The 18,845-nt window shown below is 44.1% G+C and carries 19 protein-coding genes and 1 other RNA gene; 17 read left to right on the plus strand and 3 right to left on the minus strand.

What is annotated here, in order from left to right:
* Nucleotides 1–79: 79 nt before the first annotated feature.
* The 3 genes from E4N66_RS05780 to E4N66_RS05790 all read right to left on the minus strand — a co-directional run bounded on the left by E4N66_RS05780 (nt 80) and on the right by E4N66_RS05790 (nt 1,780).
* Nucleotides 80–823 carry a hypothetical protein gene (locus tag E4N66_RS05780; RefSeq protein WP_044016071.1) on the minus strand — a complete coding sequence of 248 codons (744 nt, stop codon included), beginning with the start codon at nt 821–823 and terminating at the stop codon, nt 80–82.
* Nucleotides 824–974: 151 nt separating this feature from the next.
* A complete protein-coding gene (locus tag E4N66_RS05785; protein ID WP_044016073.1) occupies nt 975–1,382 on the minus strand; it encodes a thioesterase family protein in 408 nt (135 codons plus the stop codon).
* A 23-nt stretch (nt 1,383–1,405) separates the two neighbouring features.
* A complete protein-coding gene (locus E4N66_RS05790) occupies nt 1,406–1,780 on the minus strand; it encodes a DUF488 domain-containing protein (protein ID WP_253729319.1) in 375 nt (124 codons plus the stop codon).
* 172 nt (nt 1,781–1,952) lie between these two features.
* Here E4N66_RS05790 and E4N66_RS05795 point away from each other — a divergent pair, with 172 nt between their 5' ends.
* The 17 genes from E4N66_RS05795 (at nt 1,953) to mnmE (ending at nt 18,834) form a co-directional block, all read left to right on the plus strand.
* Nucleotides 1,953–2,429 (plus strand): YkgJ family cysteine cluster protein, encoded by a 477-nt coding sequence (locus tag E4N66_RS05795; RefSeq protein ID WP_044017320.1) that lies wholly within the window; start codon nt 1,953–1,955, stop codon nt 2,427–2,429.
* Nucleotides 2,430–2,437: 8 nt separating this feature from the next.
* The gene (locus E4N66_RS05800; protein WP_044016077.1) at nt 2,438–3,403 is read left to right on the plus strand and encodes an MBL fold metallo-hydrolase; all 966 of its coding nucleotides are present in this window, start codon (nt 2,438–2,440) and stop codon (nt 3,401–3,403) included.
* Entirely contained in the window at nt 3,400–3,579 is a 180-nt protein-coding gene (locus E4N66_RS05805) for a hypothetical protein (RefSeq protein WP_253729320.1), read from the plus strand. The genes E4N66_RS05800 and E4N66_RS05805 overlap by 4 nt, the downstream gene beginning before the upstream one ends.
* Nucleotides 3,580–3,609: 30 nt before the next feature.
* Complete coding sequence (mltG, locus tag E4N66_RS05810) at nt 3,610–4,626, plus strand: endolytic transglycosylase MltG (protein WP_253729321.1); 1,017 nt, start codon at nt 3,610–3,612, stop codon at nt 4,624–4,626.
* 5 nt (nt 4,627–4,631) lie between these two features.
* Complete coding sequence (dnaG, locus tag E4N66_RS05815) at nt 4,632–6,419, plus strand: DNA primase (protein ID WP_253729322.1); 1,788 nt, start codon at nt 4,632–4,634, stop codon at nt 6,417–6,419.
* Complete coding sequence (gene rpoD, locus E4N66_RS05820) at nt 6,420–8,243, plus strand: RNA polymerase sigma factor RpoD (protein ID WP_044016084.1); 1,824 nt, start codon at nt 6,420–6,422, stop codon at nt 8,241–8,243.
* A gap of 14 nt (nt 8,244–8,257) precedes the next feature.
* A complete protein-coding gene (locus E4N66_RS05825; RefSeq protein WP_253729323.1) occupies nt 8,258–9,082 on the plus strand; it encodes a zinc ribbon domain-containing protein in 825 nt (274 codons plus the stop codon).
* Between the two features lie 12 nt (nt 9,083–9,094).
* An RNA gene (rnpB, locus tag E4N66_RS05830) (RNase P RNA component class A) lies at nt 9,095–9,439 on the plus strand.
* Between the two features lie 47 nt (nt 9,440–9,486).
* Nucleotides 9,487–10,419: a tetratricopeptide repeat protein gene (locus E4N66_RS05835; RefSeq protein ID WP_044016088.1), complete on the plus strand. Its 933-nt coding sequence runs from the start codon at nt 9,487–9,489 to the stop codon at nt 10,417–10,419.
* A gap of 16 nt (nt 10,420–10,435) precedes the next feature.
* A complete protein-coding gene (locus E4N66_RS05840; RefSeq protein ID WP_044016090.1) occupies nt 10,436–11,470 on the plus strand; it encodes a rod shape-determining protein in 1,035 nt (344 codons plus the stop codon).
* A 4-nt stretch (nt 11,471–11,474) separates the two neighbouring features.
* Nucleotides 11,475–12,338, plus strand: a complete 864-nt coding sequence (mreC, locus tag E4N66_RS05845) for a rod shape-determining protein MreC (RefSeq protein ID WP_044016092.1) — start codon at nt 11,475–11,477, stop codon at nt 12,336–12,338.
* On the plus strand, nt 12,335–12,835 hold the full coding sequence (gene mreD, locus E4N66_RS05850) for a rod shape-determining protein MreD (RefSeq protein ID WP_044016094.1): 501 nt from the start codon (nt 12,335–12,337) through the stop codon (nt 12,833–12,835). Before mreC ends, mreD begins: the two co-directional genes overlap by 4 nt.
* Before the next feature lie 5 nt (nt 12,836–12,840).
* Entirely contained in the window at nt 12,841–14,694 is a 1,854-nt protein-coding gene (mrdA, locus tag E4N66_RS05855) for a penicillin-binding protein 2 (protein WP_253729324.1), read from the plus strand.
* Nucleotides 14,691–15,992 carry a rod shape-determining protein RodA gene (gene rodA / locus E4N66_RS05860; protein ID WP_044016098.1) on the plus strand — a complete coding sequence of 434 codons (1,302 nt, stop codon included), beginning with the start codon at nt 14,691–14,693 and terminating at the stop codon, nt 15,990–15,992. Before mrdA ends, rodA begins: the two co-directional genes overlap by 4 nt.
* 69 nt (nt 15,993–16,061) lie before the next feature.
* A complete protein-coding gene (locus E4N66_RS05865) occupies nt 16,062–16,751 on the plus strand; it encodes a late competence development ComFB family protein (protein ID WP_253729325.1) in 690 nt (229 codons plus the stop codon).
* Nucleotides 16,752–16,814: 63 nt separating this feature from the next.
* Nucleotides 16,815–17,450 (plus strand): adenylate kinase, encoded by a 636-nt coding sequence (locus tag E4N66_RS05870; RefSeq protein WP_253729326.1) that lies wholly within the window; start codon nt 16,815–16,817, stop codon nt 17,448–17,450.
* Between the two features lie 13 nt (nt 17,451–17,463).
* The gene (gene mnmE, locus E4N66_RS05875; protein ID WP_253729327.1) at nt 17,464–18,834 is read left to right on the plus strand and encodes a tRNA uridine-5-carboxymethylaminomethyl(34) synthesis GTPase MnmE; all 1,371 of its coding nucleotides are present in this window, start codon (nt 17,464–17,466) and stop codon (nt 18,832–18,834) included.
* Nucleotides 18,835–18,845 lie beyond the last annotated feature (11 nt).

Raw genomic sequence — 18,845 nt, forward strand, 5'->3', positions numbered from 1 at the left:
CTCCTATAAAACCAAGTTTTCTTTTAAAAACTTGGCCTCATCAACTGATGGACATCTTTGTCCATCAGTTGATGAGTTTTTAAAACTCATCAAAAGAAATATTTTCCTGTTTTACAGGTGTGTCGCTTCCTTCGGGAGTATTTTCTATGTTTTTCACCGCTGATGTATTTGAATTAAATTCATCGTATTTGTCATAGTCTGCTTTTAATTCTTCTACAAGCTGCAAGAGAGCCGGTTCGTCCAATACTTTTAAAACATCCTGGCATTGTGCGGGTGAAATCGCAATCCGCACTGCAGGGCAGTTAGCTTTGTCGTCTGCTTGAGTGGTCGCATTGGCAAGTATGAAGTACGGCCGTTGCGGCGTAATAAATTGATAATCAAATCGCAGGGTTGGGTATGCTTCATGTGCCCCTCCGAATAGCCCCCATGTCATTAATATCTCGGTTTTTCCAAATGCTCCCTTTTTCTTTGCTCCTTCGGGAGTCAGTGTTTTATTAGCAAAGGCTGTGAGGTACTGTTCAATGGCATTCCGTAGAAGTGCACGTTCCTTCTTTTTTAAAGAAATCCAAATATTATCTCCCATCATCTTATGATGAAATTTAACAGTGTTGGTTGAGGGTTCAAAAACAAAGCTGATATCGCGCGGCAGTAAATCGTTGGAATAACGTTTTACTATATTAAGATGCAGTACACCTAACGACTGTACCGGATAGTTGCCGAGGAAGTCGGGATCGTGCTTTTTTGACGTAGAGGCACATGCACCGCTCAAAAATGCAATACCGAGCGTTGCAATCAATACACACAGGGGTATAATACGTTTCATAATAACTCCTATAAAAACTTGAGTTAAAAACTACATCGACGATGATGTCAAATACAGTTTTTAACATATCTTTTTATCCCGAATTGTACGGAAAACATCCTCTTAATGCAAGGTCTCGTATTGCATCAATGTCAACCGCAGCGGAGATATTCTAAAAGGCATGCGTATCATTATGGACAGCCGCTCGGAGTTTTTCCATAAACCGTTTTTTATTGACGATTGCCCGTACATGGGTACCACTGCCTATAATCCCCCGATCGTTTGAGACTTCCGCTTTAAAAGTCAAGAATTTTCCATTCTCACTGATGTCTATCAGTTCGGTATGGACATATACTTTCATCCCTTCAAGGGTTGCGGCAGTATGTTGAACATCGACTTTTACGCCGACCATCGTATATCCTTCTTCTAAAAATGGAAGTACGCTGAGCGCTGCAGTCCGCTCAATCTTTAGAACCATGTTCGGCGTCGAAAATACCTCAAGTGTGTCATCACCGTCTTGACTCGCCAACATTTCCTTTGTAACGGTAAAGCAGGTATCTCCTTTAATCCCAACTTTCATATAAACCTCCTCCAAAGATTGCTTTAACAAAACTGTTTCAGATGCTTTTCAATAAATGCCCGTAACGTAGGAATATGGCTTGTCTCAGGTTCCCTGACCGCATACAGTATCGTAACGTTACCGGTTTGCAGTTTGCTTTTAATTTTTTCGATAAAAGCCGGTACTGTAGGATTTTCTGCTAATTCTTTTGCATAAAGGGCGGAAAAATGGCTGTAATCCATGTCTCCCCTGTGATAGGCCTGCCGTATATCCGACGACGGCGTAATATCTTTTGCCCAATCTCCGAGCATTGCTTTTTCTTTTGTAATACCTCGCGGCCACAGCCGATCGGCTAATATTCTAAACCCATCCTGAGGTTCGGCAGTATCGTATATACGTTTCCAGTATAATGTTCCCATAGCAAGATCTCCCTATAAATATAATATACCAAGGTTGTTGGAGTAATACAATTCATAATTGTGAATTGTCTGGTATGTTCATCTTGAACAAGTTTAGCCCACAACGGCAAAAAAAATGCTTGAAATAGCAAGGTTTTTCATATATAATGAGATAATTGTAACGGAGAAGTTTTTGCAGCAAAGTTTATTTTGGAAAGGCGGTTTATGCTTTTCATGCGACCGATGTTCAGGATGTTGCCGCTATGATCCGGGGTTTGTGTATTTATCTCCTCGGGATCTTCAAAATTTGCAAACATGGGCATCGCTAAAACGGGCGGCATTTATCGAAAAATATTGCCGGTGGGTACTTCAAGGGGATGGATACGAGTATCTTTGCTTAAAAGAACTTCCAAATTACGATTGTATTTTATGGAATAACGGCTGTATTGCATATAATTATCGGCCTTTTCAATGTTCTTCATATCCGTTTTGGGATTATTTACTTGAAAATGAGCAGCGTTGGAATGCAAATGCCCGCAGCTGTTCGGGAATAAATCGCGGTAAATGGTATTCTGCGGAAGAGATTCAAGGTTTTCTTGATGCTGCAAAACAATTTCCTGTTATTCGACGAAGAAGAACCGGCGAAAGCAGAGATTTTACCGAAAAATAGAGGAGTGTATGCGGGTACATTTTTGGGGCGTTCGCGGCTCGATTGCAACCCCGTTGAGCGCAACGCAAATTCAAGCTAAAATTTCTGCTGTTGTTCAACGGATAACCGAAAAGGACATTACCGATCAAGATGCACGGGAGCGTTTTCTTGCTTCATTACCGCCATGGCTCTTTGGAACTATCGGCGGAAATACGACCTGCGTAGAAGTGGAAACCGAAGAGGGTAATCATATCATTTTTGATGCAGGTACCGGTATTCGTGAGTTAGGCGTTAATTTGCAAAACCGCTTTGATTATTTCGACCGGCCGCAAACCTATCACCTCTTTTTCTCTCATTTCCATTGGGATCATATCCAAGGTCTTCCTTTTTTCGGCCCGGCGTATGATTCACGCAATACTATTATTATATATAGTACCCGCCCTAAAATGCGGGAGTTTTTAGAAGAGCAGATGAAGTATCCGTACTTCCCGATTACCATGTTCGGAAAGGGCGGCTTTACTGCAAAGTTCGAGTTCCGTTGTATTGCACCGGATGAACCGTATATCCACATTGGTAATACACGGATAGGATGGCATCGTGTGCGTCATCCGGGTGGCTGTGTCGCATACTCAATCAATGATAATCAAAAAAAGATTATTTTTTCAACCGATACGGAGCTTCGCCCTCAAGATTTTGAAAAAAATGATGCTAATATCGCATTTTATAGTGATGTAGAGCTGCTGATTATCGATGCTCAGTACACAATGACCGATTCCATCGAAAAAATAGGCTGGGGGCATTCAACCTTTTCTCTCGCTATTGATTTTGCAACTTCGTGGGGAATTAAAAAATTAGCGCTTTTCCATCACGAACCGACGTATAACGATAAAAAAATTCTCGCGATACAATCAAGTGCACAGCATTACTGCAACTATATAGGTACCGGTACGCTTGAAATATTCAGTGCTGTTGAAGGAACGGATCTGTACTTATGAGTGATGATCTGCCGATTTATCAATTTTCCGATTCCGAACTTAAAGCACTTGTTTCTTTTTTTAGGAAAAGTCCCCCGTTGCCCGATGAGCTGTATTCATTGAATGTTTTTGCTGAAAAGTATATTTATAGAAATCTTACCATCAGCGAAGCGGAACAGCTCTATGGTGATCGATAGTAGTCAATATATGTGATATGTGAACACACTATGAAAAAAAAATACTTTTTCTTAATGATGATTGTATCGATATGTCTCTTTCTTATTGGAGCAGCGGCTGCTGTTGTTTATACGCCTGCTTCTTTTAATACAAATCCTGCCGAACAGCTTTTTACTATTAAACGCGGTACTTCTGCACGGGCAATCGCTGCCGATTTAAAAGCGGCGGGACTCATCCGCTTTGAGTATCCGACATATCTGTATTTCCGGCTTTTTAATAAACCGATTAAAGCCGGAACATATAAACTTTCTTCCGCTTGGTCGGTGCACACGCTCTGTGCCTATTTACAGGCGGGAAAACAAGAATTGATTAAGGTTACTGTGCCGGAGGGGCTGACACTCTCAAAAACGGCAGCGATTCTTGAAGACCGGCAGGTTATTGCCGCCGATGATTTCCTTGCAGCGGCAACCAATAAAGCTTTGCTGCAATCCTATGGAATTCCCGGCAGTTCTGCCGAAGGGTTTTTATTCCCCGATACCTACTTTTTTTCGTACAATGAAACGGCAGATCGGGTTATTACGGCGATGCTGGATAATTTCTTCAGCAAAACGGCCGGTATCCCTCACTTCCCCGACGATCCTGTTCAGCGGTACGAGGCGGTTATTTTGGCAAGCATTATAGAGCGTGAATACCGTGTACCGGAAGAAGCCGTAAAAATTGCCGGCGTTTTTTCAAACCGGCTGCATATCGGCATGGGACTGCAATCGTGTGCTACCGTAGAATATATATTGACAGAGATTCAGCATAAACCTCACCCCGATCGTCTGTTGAATAGAGATTTGGAAATAGACCATCCGTATAATACCTATAAATGGCGGGGGCTTCCTCCGGGGCCGATTTCCAATCCGGGAATGACCGCCTTGTACGCAGCTTGTAATCCCGAAAAAAGCAGCTATCTCTACTTTCGTTTGGAAGATGCGGCGGCCGGTACACATATTTTTACTAAAAATTTAACGGAACATACAAAAGCAGGCGCAATTATTTTAAAACGGGCAGCGGGGCGCTGACCGCGATGGCAAAAATCACTACGGAAACGATCGACGCGGTCAATAATCATACGGACTTGGTGTCACTCGTCGAAAATTATACCCATTTGGAAAAGCGCGGGCATGATTGGTGGGGCTGTTGTCCCTTCCATAATGAAAAAACACCGTCTTTCCATGTTATCCCCGATAAAAAAATGTATTACTGCTTCGGTTGCGGAGCGGGCGGCCCTACCATCAAGTTTCTTATGGAAATGGAAAAGCTGTCCTTTAATGAGGCGGTAGAGGCGCTTGCGAAGCGAGCCGGTATTCCCGTTGTGTATGCGGAAGGCCGTTATAACCCCGCGCCGGAAGATTCATTGAAAGAAACACTGCTTGAATTATACAAAAGAGTGAGCGGAACCTTTCATTATTTTCTATTGCACACCCCTGAAGGAGCTCCTGCGCTGCGATATTTACAGGGGAGGGCAGTAAGTCCCGAAATGATCGAGCAGTTTAATCTCGGGTATGCGCCGGCTGATCGCCGGTGGCTCTTTAAATTTTTGCAGACAAAGGGGTATTCTGCGGAGTTTTTAGCAAAATCCGGTTTATTTTCTAAAAACTATCCCGAAGTTTCTTTTTTTTCAAACAGAATTATGTTTCCGATTTGTAACCGGCACGGTCAGCCGGTTGCTTTCGGAGGGCGTATTTTGGAAGGCGACGGACCGAAGTATCTTAATACCGGAGACTTACCGCAGTATAAAAAAGGCGAAACGCTTTTTGCGTTTTCGCAGGCGCTTGCTCAGATCAGAAAAGAAAAAACGGTTATTTTTTGTGAAGGCTATATGGATGTTATCGCCTTTCACCAAGCGGGTATTACCAATGCCGTTGCTCCATTAGGCACCGCTTTGACGGAAGAGCAGGTAAAGCTCATTCAATCCTTTGCCGACACTATCATTCTTTCGTTCGATTCCGATTTTGCAGGACAACAGGCAACATACAAGGCGATAAAGCTGTGCCGTGCCGGACATTTACAAGTACGGGTACTGATGATTAAGGGAGGGAAGGATCCTGCTGAGATACTGGCGCATAAGGGTGCCGAAAGCTTGACGGAACTGGTAAAAAATGCTATTTTAGACAGTGATTATCTTATTCAAATTGCCGTTGGGCGGTTTGATGTGGTGAGTCCCGAAGGAAAGGCTCAGGCTGCTGCCTTTCTATTCCCCTATATTGAGGTGTTGGAATCCGATATTCAAAAAGAGTCAACAATACATAAGTTTTCGGCGGACTTGGGTATAAGCTCAAAAGCGTTATTTACTGATTATATACAGTATGACCAAAAACAAGAACGGGTACCGCCTACACGAAAAAGTGAAACACAAAAGCGTACTGCGCTTAAAATGACCGCAGAGCTGAGGATCGTGCTTGCAGCAGCTGCAAATCCTCATCTCTTTAAAAAAATGCGGGCAGAGTTGACTTCCGATGATTTTGAGGATCCTGCTGCGAAGGATTTGTTTATTGTATTAGAAGAATGTTATCGCGCCGATGCAAATACGTATGACAGCTTATTAGCGCATTGTCCTTCCGAAACGTTGAGAGATGCCGTAAGCAGTGCAATTATTAAAGGTGAATTTGCAGAAAATCCTGATAAACTGGTGTATGACGGTATCTACTATATTAAACAAAATGCTTTACAGCGCCAAAAGGAGCTCATAATCCGTAAATTGCAAGCAGTGCATGAAAACGGCAGTGTTGACGATATTCAGCATGCCAATGACCTGCTGAGCGAGAAACTGCATATCGACAGAGTGCTCGCAGAATTAAAGGAAACGACATAAATGATAGATATCTCTGAAGATCCTATTGTTATAAAGTTGATTGCCCATGCAAAAGAGCGTAAAAGCTTAACGTGGGATGAACTGACCGATTTGTTGCCTGAAAAAATGACTTCGTCCGAAACGGTGATGGATGAAATTATTGATCTGCTTGAACAAGAGCAGATACAAGTGGTTGATGATGTCTCAGAAGAAGCCGATGATATGTTCGCGGATGAGCTTGATGAAGTAGAGCTTGAAAGCGAGGAGCAGCTGTTTGAAGAGGCGGAACTCGAACCCGGAAATGACTCTGAATTTTCAAAACCGGAAGAAACGCATAAAAAGCTTTTGAATAACGATAGAGAAGCAGTTGTTGACGACCCTATTAAACTCTATTTGCGTGATATCGGCAAGGAAAATTTGCTGACAGCCGAGCAGGAAGTTATCCTTTCAAAAGCGATGGAGGATGGGGAGAATATCATCAAAAATGCGATAAAGAACTCGGGTGTGCTGATTTCTGAAGTTCAAATGATCGCCCAAAAAGCTTTTGCCAAAATCAGTTCTTCAGAGAACAATAAACCGCGTAAGGAATTGAGCTATGAAGATGCTGAAAAAAAACGGCTCCGCCAATCGTATGGCGAACAATTAAAACCCATCTATTCCGATATAAAGGCTTATATCTTATTAAAAAAGAAATTATACGATAAAGAGACGCTTGCCAGTTTTTTGGATGACGAAGATCTCCAAAAAACACGGAAAAAGATTCTGAATTATTTACAAAAAATCGAGTTTCAAACCGAAGAAATCGAAAAAATTTCGGATCATTTTTTGGAGGCAGCCCGGAAGATACGGGAGTACCGGCGCCGGCGTGAAAAGAAGCAGCGTCAACTCGGTATACGGGCGTACTCCGACTTGCGAAAGCTTGGGAAACGGCTCGCTATTCCGCGTGAACGGCAGAAGCTGGAAGAAGAGCTTGGTATGACGGCGAACGATATCCGCGATATTTATACGCATATTCAAACGCTCATTCGTAAAGTGCGGAAAATCGAATATGATTTTGAAGCGCCGACGGAAGATATTATCGCGCTGGCAAAAGAAATTCGTCACGGTCATGCAATGTTAAAAAAAGCGAAGGATAAGCTGATCAATGCAAACCTGCGCTTGGTCGTATCGATCGCAAAAAAATATACGAATAGAGGATTACACTTTTTCGATCTGGTTCAAGAAGGCAATATCGGCTTGATCAAAGCGGTTGAAAAATTTGAATACCGCAAAGGGTATAAATTTTCGACATACGCGACATGGTGGATACGGCAGGCAATTACGCGTTCCATCTCCGATCAGGCGCGAACCATCCGTGTGCCGGTGCACATGATTGAACAGATCAATAAGGTTACCCGCGAGTCGCGGCAGCTGATGCAGAAGTTCGGCAGAGAGCCTACCGACGAGGAGATCGCCGCGCAGCTTGGCTGGAATGTCGAGCGGGTTAAACAGGTTAAAAATGTCGCGCGCGAGCCTATTTCGCTTGAAACACCGATAGGCGAGGAAGAAGATTCTTCGCTCGGCGATTTTATCGAAGATAAGGATGTCGAAAATCCGTCCAACTTGACAGAGTATATTCTGTTGCAGGAACAGCTGCGCGGCGTATTGTCGTGCCTGCCGTTGCGGGAGCAAGAAGTGCTTAAAATGCGGTTCGGTCTTGATGAAGGCTATGCTCTGACTTTGGAAGAAGTCGGCTTGTATTTTAACGTAACGCGCGAGCGCATCCGTCAAATTGAGGCAAAGGCATTACGCAGATTGCGGCATCCTAAACAAAGTTGCAAATTAAAAGATTATTTGGATACATAGGGGAGTGAGAGACGATGGTTACAGCGGAGATTTTTGATAAACTGCGTGAATTACAGGATATTCTTGCACGGAAGAATCAGCTTGATAGTGAGATTTCAGAGGCACCTCAACTATTGGTAAAGCAGGAAGAACTGTTGGCGCAGTATAAAACGAATTATATTAAGAAGAATACTGACGATGAAGCAATACGGCAAACCATCGGCGCATTAAAAGCAGAACTGTTTGAAACCGAACAAAAGCGTGAAAATGCCGAGAAGGGAATGGATAGTATTACCTCACAACGGGAATATGATGCTCTCGATCGTGAAATTCAGGAGGCGAGCAAAAAAGAAGCTGAGCTTCGTAAAGAAATCCTGAAAAACGAGGCAAATCATAAGCGTCTTGACGAAGAGATTAAAAACGAAGAAGCGCTGATTAAACAGCAGGAACAGGAGCTTGATGAACGGAAGGCGGTGATCGAAAAAGAAATTGCCGAAAAGAAAAACGAGCTGGCTGAACTTGCTGAAGGGGAGCAGCGGATTGCCCCCGATTTGGATAGTGATACGCTGTTTAAATTCGACCGTATTATCAAAAACAAGCAAGGTATCGGTATCGTTCCCGTTCAAGGCAATGTTTGTATGGGTTGCCACATGATCTTATCGGCTCAATTTGCTATTGAAGTACGGGAAGGAAAAAATATCATGTATTGTCCGTATTGCAGTAGAATTCTGTATTATCAGGAAAGTGATCAGGATTCCACTGAAGATATGATCTTTGATGATATGGATATGGGTAGCTTAGCCGATTTGGATGATTCGTCCGACTATGATGAAGGGGAATCGGACAACAGCGAAGATTAATAGTGTAAGATGATAGAGAGCCGGTAACCGCCGTGATATACGGAGGAAAGTCCGGACTCCTTCGGAGATGATGCCGGTTAATGGCCGGGCGCTTGTATTGAAAAATACAGGCGACAGACAGCGCAACAGAAAATAAACCGCCGGTAAAACGGTAAGGGTGAAAAGGCGGGGTAAGAGCCCACCGCGCTTCCGGTAACGGGGCGGCACTGCAAGCCTCATCAGGAGCAAAATTGAATAGTAAAGGATATCCGATCCTTTATTTACGGGTTGATTGCGGAAATTACTGTAGTAATGCAGTAATAAGATAGATGGTTACCCTGTTCGCAGACAGAATCCGGCTTATGGCTCTCTATTTTTTATTTATACGGATGCATTCCGTTATGAAGGATATGAATTAGAAACGTATGAAAAGGTACCACGGTAAGACACAGTATTACTCAAAACCGCATATCGGAAGATATGCCGTTCTTTTTTTGTGTATTGTGTTTATCGTTGCCGGTGCTCTTTTCTTTTTTACTGTGTATCGGGCGCGTTATTTCCGTGTGCCGTCGATGCGTACGGTATATACTCAGTGGGAAAATAAAGATTATGCGGGAGTGTACGCAAAGACCGCTCAAATTTTAGAGAAACGCCCGATGGATGGAACTGCGCTTGCACTGCACGGTTTTGCAGCGTATTACCTTTTTGCCGAACAGACCGATTTATCTGTCGGTGCGGATTATCTTACGGCAGCTATTGTGCATTTGCGCAGGGCGCTTTATCTGACTAAAGATAAGGATATTCCGAAAATTGCGTATGTACTCGGGAAGGCATATTATCAACAAGGCTATTACTATGCCGATCTCGCAGTGAAGTACTTGGATGAAGCATACACAGGCGGTATTGAGGCGAGTGATTTATCGGAGTTCCGCGGTATGGCGGCTTCTGTACTGGGAGATACCGATAAGGCGATAGAAGCTTTTACACAAGCGCTTGCGGCGAATCCTTCCGACTTCGTGCTGTATGCCGTAGCGGAAAATTATAAAAAGAAGGGCGACATACAGAATGCAAAGCTCTATCTTTTTGAAACAATTAAAAAGACCGGTAATGCCGTGTTGGAAGTGCGGTGCAGAAATCAGCTCGGTTTGCTCTTTTTAGAGGAAAATAAACCGGACGATGCGTTGGCGCAGTTCAAGCTTGTACTTGAAAAAGATGTAAATTCTGCGGATGCACATTACGGTATCGGGCTGATACATGAGATGCAGGGAGATATGATTAAGGCGCGGTATGAGTGGCGCTCTGCGATACGGCTTAATCCCATACATGCGGAAACGCGTGCAAAATTGAATATAAAGTAGGAGGAACGTTCGGGGTATGGGCTTTTTTAAAAGATTTTCTGCCGATATAGGCATTGATTTGGGAACCTGTAATACTGTCATTTATATAAAAGGGAAGGGGATTGTCGTTAATGAACCTTCGGTTGTTGCCGTAGAACGCGGAACAAAATCGGTTGTGGCGGTAGGCGCCGACGCTAAACGAATGCTGTGGAGGACGCCGGGCAACATCATCGCCATACGGCCGCTGAAAGACGGGGTTATTGCGGATAAAGATACGACGGAAAAGATGATCCGGTACTTTATTTCCAAGATTTTGCCGCGTCATAGGCTGATTAAACCGCGCGTGGTTATCGGTATTCCGAGCTGTATCACCGATGTGGAAAGCAGTGCCGTGCACGAAAGTGCATTAAAAGCAGGCGCGGGCAGTGTCGAGGTTCTGGAAGAATCACGCGCGGCAGCTATCGGCGCCAATATTCCGATTACCGAACCTGCCGGTAATATGGTATGCGATATCGGCGGCGGTACGACCGAAGTATCGGTTATCTCGCTGCTTGGTATGGTTGTTACCAATGCTATCCGTGTCGGCGGCGATGAATTTGATCAGGCCATCATTAAGCATATCCGTTCCGTGCATAACCTCATCATCGGTGAGCAGACTGCCGAGCGCCTTAAAATTGAAATCGGTAACGCGTTCCCGGAAAAAAACATGGAACGGGTGGAAATTAAGGGAACCGATGCAATTACCGGACTTCCCCGTCGCCTCGAAATCGATTCCGTAGAAGTGCGCGAGGCGTTGAGGGAGCCGATTACCCAGATTGTAGAAGAGATAAAAACAACGCTCGCCCAGACGCCGCCGGAACTGGCTGCCGATATCGTAGAGCGGGGGATTGTTATGACCGGCGGTGGCTCTCTGCTGAAAGGCTTACCGAAGCTCATTTCTAAAGAAACGCACGTTCCGGTCATCCTTGCCGAAAATCCCATGGACTGCGTGGCGATCGGCGCAGGTTTATACTATGACGTGTATAAGGATATGTCGGGTAACCGCAGTCTCTACGAGAGTTTAAACCGCTAATACAATGAAAAGGAAATTTTCATTTAAAATAAAGCTTGATGTTTTTTTATTAATCTTGCTGCTTATCATATCTTCGGTGTTGCTGACGTTCTCCGGCGGTCGATTTATCGTCGATTTTAAATCGGTCGGTTTTTCAGTTGCTGCCGGAACGGAAAATGCCGTGCATTCGGTATCGTCATTTGTGACGGATACGGTGTCGGCTGTGCGGGAGCTTGCCGAGCTTCGTTCAAAGTATGTGGCGTTGAGCGAAAAACTTAAAGATTATGAGCTTTTGCAGCGGTCAAATGCCGACATACGCCGTGAGAACAGAGAGTTAAAGGAATTGCTCGGTTTTGCGGATACGATTATCTATAAAAATATTCCGGCGCAGGTTGTCGGATTTGATCCTGATAACCTCTATTCCGGTATTATCATTAACCGCGGAACAAAGCACGGTGTGCGTAAGAATATGCCGGTGTTGGCATTCCAGGGCAGCAATGTCGGCTTAGTAGGAAAAATCGTACAAACCGGTCGCGACAGCAGTATGATCATCCCAATATATGATTATCAGTGTTATGTTGCCGCTTCCGTTCAAACAACAAAACATCGGGGCTTGATCAACGGACAGGGTACTGCCGATCTTCCGCTTACTATGAAGTATGTACAAAAACGGGCAAAAGACGAAATCGCTATCGGTGACAGAATTCTTGCATCGGGGGAAAACAATCTATTCCCGAAAGACAGTCCTATCGGTATTGTAACCGGTATTAAGGTGCATGATTATGAAACCTATCTTGAGTTGGCGGTACAGCCGATTATCGATTTCTCACGGTTGGACTATGTGTTTGTGCTGGATTTATCGGGTTCTAATGGGGAGGCGGTACAGTGAGAAAAGTTATTCTGTGGACGATTGCAACTGCCTTTTTACTCGGTGTGTTTGAAACAGCGATTTTGTCCCATATTCAATTATTGCCGGCATTGCCGGATTTAATTTTACTTCTTGTCGTGTATATTGCGCTGTATAACGGTACTGTTCCCGGCATTACAGCAGGTTTTTTTTCCGGACTCATTTTTGATTTTCTTTCATTGGCGCCGATGGGACTCCATTCATTTGTATTTACCGTACTCGGATTTCTTTATGGTATGTTGTACGGGAAATATAATGTGCGTCGCTTCTTTTTCCCATTGATACTCGGGCTTTCGGCAACATTTTTAAAAGCTGGGATGCTATTCGTGTTACATGTACTGTTCGGACAAAGTATTCAGGTTTATAACCTGCTCGCAGCCCCCTTTTGGATTGAAGTTGCAGAAAATGCCCTCTGTGCGCCGGCATTATTTATGCTGTTAGGTTTATTTCCGAATGCGTTTGAAATAAGGGAGTGCTGAGTTCCATGTATGAGCAGGATTTTCAACAAGTTGATAAACGGCTGAAATTTTTTAGTGTTTTTGTTTTCTGTATTTTAGTGATATATCTGTTTCGATTGTTTACGATGCAGATCGTTCAAGGTGATCAGTTTAGAAGACAGTCTCAGACAATATCTCAGCGTTCCGAACGTATTCCCGCACAGCGTGGAGAAATATTTGACCGTAATGCAAACGTCCCGATGGTACTTAGTACCAACACCTTTGCCGTGTCGGTAACTCCGGGAGAAATTCCGAAAAAGTCATTTTCAACGGTTATGGTGCGTCTTGCAAATATTTTGCGGATTCCCGTTGTAGAGATCGAAAAAAAATTGCCGGCGAAGCGTAATTCCTTTCAAAGTATCGAGATAAGGTCTAACCTTCCTTATGAAGTCATTACGTCTCTTGCAGAAAATATCGATGAATTGCCGGGAGTTTCGTGGCATTCAAAACCGGTGCGCAACTATGTTGAGACGGGATCGTTTTCTCATATTCTCGGCTATGTCGGTGATATAACAAAAGAAGAACTCAAGGAGTTGTATAACAAGGGCTATACGGCAAATACTTCAATCGGTAAGGCCGGTATCGAAAAATACTATGATGAGTGGTTACGCGGAGAGGACGGCAGCGAATATCGCACAGTTGACGCAAGCGGGCGGTTAATTGAGAGCAACACCGCATTTATTCCTCCTAAAATGGGAAATAATCTTATTTTAACCATCGACCGGAAAATTCAAAAGCTTGCGGAAAATGCGCTTGGTCAGCGTATCGGTGCTGCCGTAGTACTAAAGCCGGCAACAGGAGAAATCCTTGCGCTTGTTTCGTATCCATCCTTTGATTCCAATCTTTTTTTGAATGATAATGGGAATGAAATGTATGCGCAGGTCTTGCATGATCCCCGTAATCCGCTGTTGAACAGGGCGGTGAATGCAAGCTATCCTCCGGCTTCGACTTTTAAAATCGCTATGTCTACTGCAATTCTGGCGGAAAAAGCGTTTCCTCCCGAAAAAAAAGTGCAGTGTTCCGGTAAAGTAGAATACGGTAATCACTTATTCCGTTGCCATCAACGTGCCGGACACGGGTATCTTGATTTAAGGAATGCATTGGCACAGTCTTGCGATATTTATTATTGGACGGTATGCCGTGATAACCTCGGCATCGATAAGATGGTCGATTATGTCCGCGATTTCGGATACGGTAAGTCTGCCGAAATCGATTTACCGAGCCAAGCAGTTGGCGAAGTGCCTAATCCCGTATGGAAGGAACGTCAATTCCATGAAAAATGGCTTGGCGGGGATACGATGAATATGTCGATCGGACAGGGATTTATGCTTGCTTCGCCCTTACAAGTTGCAAATATGGTAGCAATGGTTGTTAACAACGGAGTAATCTATAAACCGCATTTGTTAAAAGAAGTCAGAGCACCCGGTACTAACGAACTTATATATGAAAAGAAACCGGAGATATTGCAGCAAAGTGATATTCCTCCCGATATATTCGCTCAGGTGCGGGCGGATATGCGGTACACCATTACGGATGGAACGGCTCAATACCCAATGCGTAATAAAATCGTGCAGCTTGCCGGAAAAACCGGTACTGCAGAAGTAGGCTTCTCCGATCGATGGCATTCATGGATGGTTGCTTATGGGCCTTACAATGCTCCGGCAGAAGACGCTGTTATAGTTGTTGTACTGGTTGAAGCCCAGAATAAATGGGAGTGGTGGGCACCCTATGCTACAAATATTATCTTTCAGGGTATCTTTGCGGATCAAACATATGAAGAAGCTCTTGAAGCTCTCGGCGGTAAGAGCTTTTTACCGGCTGTAAGGGTAAGGCAAGAATGAATCTGAGACATATTACTAATTTTGATTATGTACTGTTTTTAGCTGTAATCAGCTTGTCGGTTATCGGCATCCTCTTTATCTATTCTTCCGGAGTTAATTCCGATGGTATATCGATTTCGCATGAATATATTAAACAGCTCATTTGGGTTGTGTCGGGATTGATTTTACTGTTTGCGGTAGCGGTATACGATTATACTAAAATCGCCGATCGTGCTTTATTGATTTATATTATTACAATGCTCTTATTGGTGTATACAAGATTGTTCGGAAAAACCGTTAAAGGAGCACGGAGCTGGATCGGAATCGGAGATTTCGGTATACAAATTTCCGAATTTACAAAAATTATTTATATTTTATTTCTTGCTTGGTATCTATCAAGATCTCAGAATGAGCCCGAATTCCGCCGGTTTGTCAAGGCTGCGATTATTATGTTTGTACCGATGGGGTTGATACTACTGCAGCCCGATCTTGGAACGGCTTCCGTATATCTTCCCATTTTTTTAATCATGAGCTTTATAGCCGGTTTCCCGCTTCGGTATGTGTTTGGTTTATTGGGTACAACGGTCTGTACGCTCATTTTTACGCTACTGCCCCTTTGGGAACGGACTATTTTACGCAAATCTTCTTTCGCAGTTAAAGTATTAGGTAATAAAAATATTACCTTGTTGATTATTTTTTCTGTTGTCGGGGCAGGGATTATTGCTGCAATCGGATATCTTCTGTTGAAAAAGCGGTATTATTACTGGATTGGTTATGTATTGGGCATTATCGCCGTTGCTTTATCCGGTGCATTGGTTGGGAGCAGAGTATTAAAAGATTACCAGATGAAGCGTTTGATCATCTTTTTGGATCCCAATAGCGATCCGCGTGGTGCAGGTTGGCATATCCTCCAATCGATGACGGCAATCGGTTCGGGAGGGCGATCCGGTTTAGGTTTTCTAAAAGGAACGCAAAGCCATTACCGCTTTTTGCCGGAACAGAGTACCGATTTTATTTTCAGTATTCTATCGGAAGAGTGGGGGTTCCTCGGCGGACTTTTGGTCTTTGGACTTTATGCAATCATTTTTTTACGGATGATTCTTATCATTCAAAAAACAAGTGATTTATTCGGAAAACTCATTGTCTCCGGTGTTGTGGGGATGTTCTTTTTTCACTTTGTTGTCAATATTGGGATGGTGATGGGATTTATGCCGATTACCGGTATTCCGCTGTTATTTCTGTCGTATGGAGGTTCTTCTTTGTGGACCGCGATGATTGCTACAGGGCTTGTGATGGGAATCAGTCTGAGACAACTGTAAAAAACTATTATGAAGCAGCTTGCAAAATCTATAATGTTGCGTTACACTGATTAAATAGGAGCCTTCGTAATGACAATACATAACCTTATGGAAGATTTCGTATACAACGAAGTGAATAAAGTTTTCGATGCTGCAAAAGAAAAGAATGAATCATGGTTTACTTGTAATTGTATGCAATGCCGTTTGGATACGGTTTGTTATGTTTTAAACCGGATTAAGCCGCGGTATACGACTTCCGGTAGAGGTATGGCGCATTTTTTGCAGATTGATCAGCCGGAAAAAAATCAGCTGCTTGCCGATGTTTCAGCGTTGGCGTTTGAAGGTATGAAAACTGTTTTGAGTACCAAGCGTTCCCATACGTCCTCTGAACAAGTCCTGCCTTCCGGTCATGTATTTAATTTTCCAACCATCACGGGGCGAGTCTTGGACGGTCAAACATTTGCTCCCGTTTCCGATTTACCTGTCGCTTTATATCTGGAAAACACCTTGGTTGCACAGATGAATCATCTGTGGGATAATCCGTATACGATTTCTCATAAGACGCCCGGCACGTATACGTTTTGGCCGTTTCCCGTACTTGCATCGGAATTAGGTGAAAAGCGTATTTTTAACTTTTATATTCATGCTGATAAGGATGGATATGATCCTATTCACTACCATTTTAAACTCGGTTTAGTGAGTGATGCAAGTGTAAAGCGGGATCTTGATGTTGAAAGCTGTCATACTTTACCCGATTTATATCTTTTTAGCAGAGTATAGGAAGCCTCTAAAGACCTCTGTTTTTTAGAGATGCCCTATAACAACTTCGTTTAGAGGTTATATATGAAATTGGTTTTTTTAGGTCCTCCGGGGGCCGGAAAGGGAACATTGGCGTTGGAGGCTGCAAAATATTACGGTATTCCTCATATTTCTACGGGATCTATGTTCCGTGTTGCTATCAAGAATCATACTCCATTAGGGGAAAAAATTCAAAAGATTATCGATTCCGGTGCGCTTGTTGATGATGAAATAACGGCTGCTTTGGTAAAAGAGCGTCTTACTCATGATGATGCCCGGAACGGGTTTATTTTAGACGGTTTCCCGCGTACGATTGCACAGGCGGAAATATTGGAAGGTTTTTGCGATCTTGATGCTGTCATCAATTTTGATATTTCGGATGAAGCAGTAATAAAACGGTTGTCAGGCAGGCGGCTGTGTCCCTCGTGCGGTAAGAACTTTCATATTGAGTTTATGAAACCACAGGTCGAAGGTGTTTGCGACAACTGCCGCGGTACACTGGTTATCCGCGAGGATGATAAAATAGAAGCAATTGTAAAGCGGCTTGAAACCTATCGAGAGCAAACCTTTCCTTTAATAGAGTTTTATCAAAATAAAAAACTGCTCATAACCTTGGATGCACAACCTGCTCCGGCAGTTATTTTGAAAAACTTTGTTAAACTCTTTCCTCTCAAGCACTAAAGGATACTGCTTTTTGAATTATACGCTTGATGACGAAATTGCCGCTATTGCAACAGCATTGGCGCCTGCTGCGCTCGGTATTGTGCGGACATCGGGAACTCGAAGCCTTGAGCTTATTTCCCGTTTTTTTTCCCGTCCGCAGGCATTGTTGCAGGCAGAGGGGCATACGCTGGTATACGGGTGGATACACGATGAGGGGGTGAAAGTCGATGAGGTTGTCCTCTGCGTGTATCGTGCTCCGAAAAGCAATACCGGTGAAAATGCCGTTGAAATCCTCTGTCACGGCGGGGCAGGTGTAGTAAAAGCGATTTATCGTCTCTGCATCAAAAACGGCTTCCGTGAAGCGGAGCGAGGCGAGTTCACCTTTCGTTCGTTTATACACGGCAAAACGGATTTAACCCGCGCGGAAGCGGTGCGGGAAATTATCGATTCAAAAACAAATACGGCGCAGCAAAAGGCTGCCGGCCGGCTTTCCGGTACCGTATTCCGTGAAATTGAAACAATCAAAACAGATTTAATGACAGCTCTTGCCGCTCTTGAAGTGGGCATCGAATATCCCGAAGATGAGGAAACGATTGCAGACAGTTTTAACGAAGCACTTCTGAAAAAACCTCTTTCGGCCTTGCAGCAGCTCGCCGATTCGTGGCAAACGGAAAAAATATATCAGGCAGGTGTGCGCCTTGTGCTTGCAGGCAAAACAAACGCAGGAAAATCTTCTCTTTTTAATGCGCTGTTAAAAGAAGATCGCGCTATCGTGTCTGATATTCACGGAACAACCCGTGATTGGCTTGAAGCTGAACTCGATTTTAAAGGTATTCCTGCACATATTTTCGACACTGCCGGTCTCCGCGCTACGGAAGATACAATCGAAGCGATAGGCGTGCAGCGCAGCGTTGAACTGGCATCGGCAGCCGACATTGTGCTGTATCTGATTGACGGGACAAAGCCGCCGGCCGAAGAAGATAGTGCGTTTATCGAACGGAATACCGTGCCGCTGATTATCGTGCAAACCAAGGCGGATAAGGGGCAAACGGAACCATTGCCGGCGGCTTTGCAGCGGTATCCCGCCGTGAGTTTGAGCTCGAAAACGGGAGCCGGTCTCGATACGCTGATCGATACGGTTGCCGGGCTCCTTACGGCGGATACCGCGCTGCCGATGCAGGACGCAGGCATCTCGCTCGGGACGGAGCGGCAAAAGGAAGCGGTAACCGCCGCGCTTGAAGCAACACGCCATGCGCTTGAAGCAGGACGCAGCGGATATCCGCTCGATGCCGTCATTCAGGATGTGGAAGAGGCGGTGCATGCGCTTGGAAGCGTTACCGGCGAAGTGCGCTCCGATGATATCTTAGATAAAATATTCTCAGGCTTTTGCGTGGGCAAATAAGAAGGGAGTTT

The organism is Treponema sp. OMZ 857 (genome assembly GCF_024181085.1).
Lineage (GTDB): Bacteria > Spirochaetota > Spirochaetia > Treponematales > Treponemataceae > Treponema.